The sequence below is a fragment of the Chamaesiphon sp. OTE_20_metabat_361 genome, assembly GCF_031364565.1.
In genome coordinates this window covers 1-4,458 of the sequence record NZ_JANLWO010000543.1, presented here as the reverse complement: position 1 = coordinate 4,458, position 4,458 = coordinate 1, and the positions used below count along the sequence as shown (strand labels likewise).

The 4,458-nt window shown below is 48.9% G+C and carries 4 protein-coding genes; 2 read left to right on the top strand and 2 right to left on the bottom strand.

Features of this window, described 5'->3' with window-relative positions; translation table 11 throughout:
- The first annotated feature begins 152 nt into the window (after positions 1-152).
- Together RMO35_RS15640 and fabD are read left to right on the top strand one after the other, a co-directional pair.
- Positions 153-1,160, top strand: a complete 1,008-nt coding sequence (locus RMO35_RS15640) for a beta-ketoacyl-ACP synthase III (RefSeq protein WP_396135679.1) — start codon at positions 153-155, stop codon at positions 1,158-1,160.
- A gap of 37 nt (positions 1,161-1,197) precedes the next feature.
- The gene (fabD, locus tag RMO35_RS15635) at positions 1,198-2,085 is read left to right on the top strand and encodes an ACP S-malonyltransferase (protein WP_396135680.1); all 888 of its coding nucleotides are present in this window, start codon (positions 1,198-1,200) and stop codon (positions 2,083-2,085) included.
- Positions 2,086-2,224: 139 nt separating this feature from the next.
- Here fabD and mrdA read toward each other — a convergent pair whose 3' ends face one another.
- Both mrdA and RMO35_RS15625 read right to left on the bottom strand, forming a co-directional pair.
- Positions 2,225-4,099 (bottom strand): penicillin-binding protein 2, encoded by a 1,875-nt coding sequence (gene mrdA, locus RMO35_RS15630; RefSeq protein WP_309742251.1) that lies wholly within the window; start codon positions 4,097-4,099, stop codon positions 2,225-2,227.
- Between the two features lie 155 nt (positions 4,100-4,254).
- Positions 4,255-4,458: DUF1345 domain-containing protein (locus tag RMO35_RS15625; protein WP_309742250.1), on the bottom strand; the 204-nt coding region annotated here is incomplete at its 5' end.

Below are 4,458 nucleotides of genomic sequence, written 5' to 3'. Positions count from 1 at the left end.
CGCCAATGCCATCCGTTCTGCCAAAAGTGCCGTCGATAAAAACGTCATCGCCCAAATTCAATCTTCTACTCGCGATAAAGCGCCACAGCCACAGCCAGAGACAACTGTGGCGACCAGCGATTAATCTAAATTCCCACCCATCCTCTATCTACATGTCATCAAACCACACATTAATGGGAGTTACTTTTATCGGCTGCGGCGCGGCTGCCCCGGAGACAATCGTACTCAATGACGAGCTAGCGCAGGTAGTAGATACTTCTGATGAGTGGATTTCTAGCCGCACGGGGATTCGGCAACGACACATCGGTCACGATCGCGAGTCATTGGCTGGTTTGGCGACTCAGGCGGCACAGCAGGCGTTGGAGATGGCTGGAGTAGCGGCTGAAGATGTCGATCTGATTATATTAGCGACTTCTTCTGCGGAAGATTTATTTGGGAGTGCTTGTCGGATTCAGGCTCAACTCGGGGCAACTAAAGCAGTCGCGTTTGACTTGACTGCTGCTTGTTCGGGATTTGTGTTTGGGGTGGTGACTGCGGCACAATTTTTACGATCGGGTGTGTATCGGAATGTTCTGGTAATTGGTGCTGATTTATTATCGCGGTGGGTGGATTGGCAAGATCGGAATACTTGCGTGTTATTTGGGGACGGTGCGGGTGCCGTGTTAATGCAAGGAACTATTAATCCCGATCGATTGCTAGGATTTGAAATTAGCAGCGATGGCAGTCAAAATTGCTGTCTGAATCTGAGTTTTAAGCCAGAATTACGTGAATTGATTCCTGGGGTAGTACTTACGCAAGGTAAGTATCAATACATCACCATGAATGGTAAGGAAGTCTATCGATTTGCCATCAATCGCGTGCCCGATGCGATCGATAAAGTTATCCACCAAGCTCATCTAACTAGTGCCGATATTGACTGGTTGATTTTGCACCAAGCCAATCAACGCATTATGGATGCCGTTGCCCTGCGGTTACAGATCCCCCCAGAAAAAGTAGTTAGTAATGTCGCTAAATATGGGAATACTTCGGCGGCTTCAATTCCGATCGCGCTCACTGAAGCAGTCCGAGCTGGTAAAATTCAAACTGGCGATACGATCGCGACATCTGGCTTTGGAGCAGGTTTAAGTTGGGGTGCGGCAATCTTTAAATGGGGAAATTAAAGAATTAATTTGTATTTCAATTTTTTAAAGCATAACTATCATGAAAACTGCATGGGTATTTCCCGGACAAGGCTCACAAGTACTCGGCATGGGTGTAGATTTACTGGCGATCGATTCGGCTAAAGCAACATTCGATCGGGCGACCGATATTTTGGGCTGGTCGGTACTCGATGTTTGTCAAAATGATGAAGTAAAATTGGCAAATACTCGCTACACGCAACCCTGTTTATATGTCATCGAAAGTATCTTAGTAGACTTACTCGGACAGCGCGGATTGAAACCCGATATCGTGGCTGGGCATAGTTTAGGTGAGTATGTCGCTCTCTACGCGGCAGGCGTATTTGACTTTGAGACGGGACTAGAGCTAGTCAAACGTCGTGCCGAATTGATGGATCTCGCATCGCAAGGCGGCATGACAGCTTTGTTAGGATTCGATCGCGAGCAACTAGAAGCCGCGATCGCCGATACTGAAGATGTCGTCATCGCCAATGATAATAGTGCCGCCCAAGTGGTAATTTCAGGTACCGCCGCTGGAATTGCCGCCGTAGTTGCCAAAATTAAAGTCAAACGGGCGATCCCTCTAAATGTCTCGGGCGCGTTTCATTCACCGATGATGGCGACAGCCGCTGCCGAGTTTGGCAAGCTCCTCGCACCGATCGATTTTCACGATGCCAAAATTCCCGTCCTCTCGAATGTGGCACCAATTCCCACCACCGATGCGCGTAAATTAAAAGCCCAACTCGACAGCCAAATTACTGGTGCGGTACGGTGGCGAGAAATCTCGCTCCAGTTGCCCGAATTGGGCATCGAACGCGCGATCGAGGTCGGGCCAGGAAAAGTATTAGGCGGACTGATTAAGCGCACTTGTGAGTCAATTTCGGTGGCACAGGTGAGCGGGATTTCGGACTTGGAATCGATCGGATAAGGGGTAAAAGGTAAGAGGTAAAAGGTAAGAGGTAAAAGGTAAAAGGTAAGAGGTAAAAGGTAAGAGGTAATGCAATCATCTCATCCTCTCCCAGTCCCCCCTATCCCCTATCCCCTATTCCCTATCCCCTATTCCCTCTCTAACGACGATTGCGGACTTTTCTAGGTGTTGGGATGGGACTACCGTCTTTATCTAATTTGACTGGCAACGGCTTACCACCATTAAAATAAGCTTCCATCACCTTGAGTACCATCGGCGCGGCGGTTTTACCACCACCACCCCCAGTATGCTCGCCAAAGGCCACGACGACGATCTCGGGTTTATCCAGCGGTGCGTAGGAGCCAAACCACACATGATCCGCTCCTGGAGGAGCTTCAGCAGTACCACTTTTTCCGGCGGATTTGGGAATTGTCTCCGTATTCATCGCCCCACCAGTACCACCATCGACGACTTCCCGTAAACCTTTACGGAGAGTGGCAATCGTACTGGGTTTAAGATTCAGCGATTCTCGCCATTCGCGTTTGGTGGGATCTTTGATGAGATGTGGCTGGACGTGATAGCCACCATTAGCCGGAACGGCGAACATGCCAGCGACTTGGAGCGGTGTAGCTTGGAGAAAGCCTTGACCGATCGACATATTAATGGTATCGCCGACCGACCACGGCATTTTATAGTTCAATTGCTTCCAGTTGTCGTCAGCAACCAAACCTTTGGCTTCTTCGGGTAGTTCGATGCCAGTACGTTTGCCGAAGCCATATTTGCGCGTCCAATCGATTAGGGTTGGCCCACCGATTCGCTGTCCGACTTGATAAAAGAAGGTGTCGCTACTCCATTTGAGGGCACCAGGAAAGCCTAATGGCCCAAACCCCGCCCGATTCCAATCGCGAAATGTAAAACCGCCAACTGTAATCGAAGGATAAGTTTGGAGGATGGCGTCAGGTTTGAATTTTCCCGACTCTAGTGCGGCGGTCGTCGTAATAATTTTGTAAGTACTCGCAGGTGGAAAAGGTTGTAAGGAGCGATTTACAAACGGATGATCTTGCCCTTGCAACTTCTTCCAGACATCGGGAGAAATCCGCCCCGAGAGTTGATTTGGGTCGAAAGCAGGGCGACTAGCCATCGCCAAAATTTCACCCGTGTGGGGATCCATCGCAACGATCGCGCCTTTATTCTTCCCAATCGCCTCTTCTGCCACTTTTTGTAGCTCTAGATCGAGTGTAGTCGTGACATCTTGCCCTGATTTGGAGACTTTTTGACCCAAAAATTGCTGCAATCGTCCCGCACCGTTGACTTCGACTTGAGTTCCACCCCACTCACCCCGCAATCGCGATTCTAAGGTCGATTCTAGACCCATTTTACCAGTTACATCACCCATCCGGTAGCCATTGGCGCGGTTTTTGGCTAATTCCCGATCGTTCATTTCTCCCGTATAGCCCAAGACGTGCGCCGCCAGTTGACCGCCGGGATAATACCGAACTGATTCGATATCGACATCGATGCCTTCTTTTTCGGCACCATACTCTTGGAGTCTGGTAATCTGGGCTTCGGTCAAATCGCGGACGATCCTGACTCGATTGGTCGAATTTATACTCACCCCAGTTAATTTGGCTTGAATTGTTTCCTCATCGATATTCAAAATCTGGGCGATCTGAGCGCGAGTTGTCAGCCAATTTTCCCGCTTGGTTGCCAGCGGCCAGATAAAAATTGAGTGAGATAATTTATTCCCAGCTAGCAGCCTGCCCTTGCGATCGTAAATATTCCCCCGGACTGGCGGTTTGGCAACAGTTCGGACGCGATTGGTTTCGGCAACTTGACGATTTACCGTTCCTTGGTTTAACTGGAGATAGCTCAACCGCGAACCAATACCACCGAGCAATCCTACCCCGATAATTGTCATCAAGACCCCAGCTTGGTTTCTCTGTCCGACAGTACGTTTTTTGTTGTAAAAACCTGAGATCCCCAGATCGCTGCTGGATAAATCGCCAGATAAATTGTCAGAGAACCGATTCTGCATAAAAGTAAGCTTGGCTTGAGGGGTCGGGTGAGTTGTCAACTGAGTTAGTTGGGATTTTAGCCGATCCCGGTCATTTGTCTGAGTAGGGGATACCGCACTAAAATTGATGAAGAGTAAATCAATCGAGCTAAATTCCCCGATCGACTAAAGTTAGTTTAGAGCGAACCAGCAACAATATTAATCGTAATTGCCAGGAGTGTGGTGTTAAAAAAGAATGATACAACGCCGTGGATCAAACCCAATTTCCGCATTTGGCGAGATGTCACACTGACATCCGATACCTGACTAGTCATACCAACTACAAACGAGAAGTATAAAAAATCCCAGTAATCTGGCTCCAGTTCGCCCGGAAAGTCCAG

Bases quoted from the DNA above. Each gene is read 5' to 3' on its own strand.
- mrdA (WP_309742251.1), bottom strand. From the start codon at position 4,099: ATGCAGAATCGGTTCTCTGACAATTTATCTGGCGATTTATCCAGCAGC.
- RMO35_RS15640 (WP_396135679.1), top strand. From the start codon at position 153: ATGTCATCAAACCACACATTAATGGGAGTTACTTTTATCGGCTGCGGC.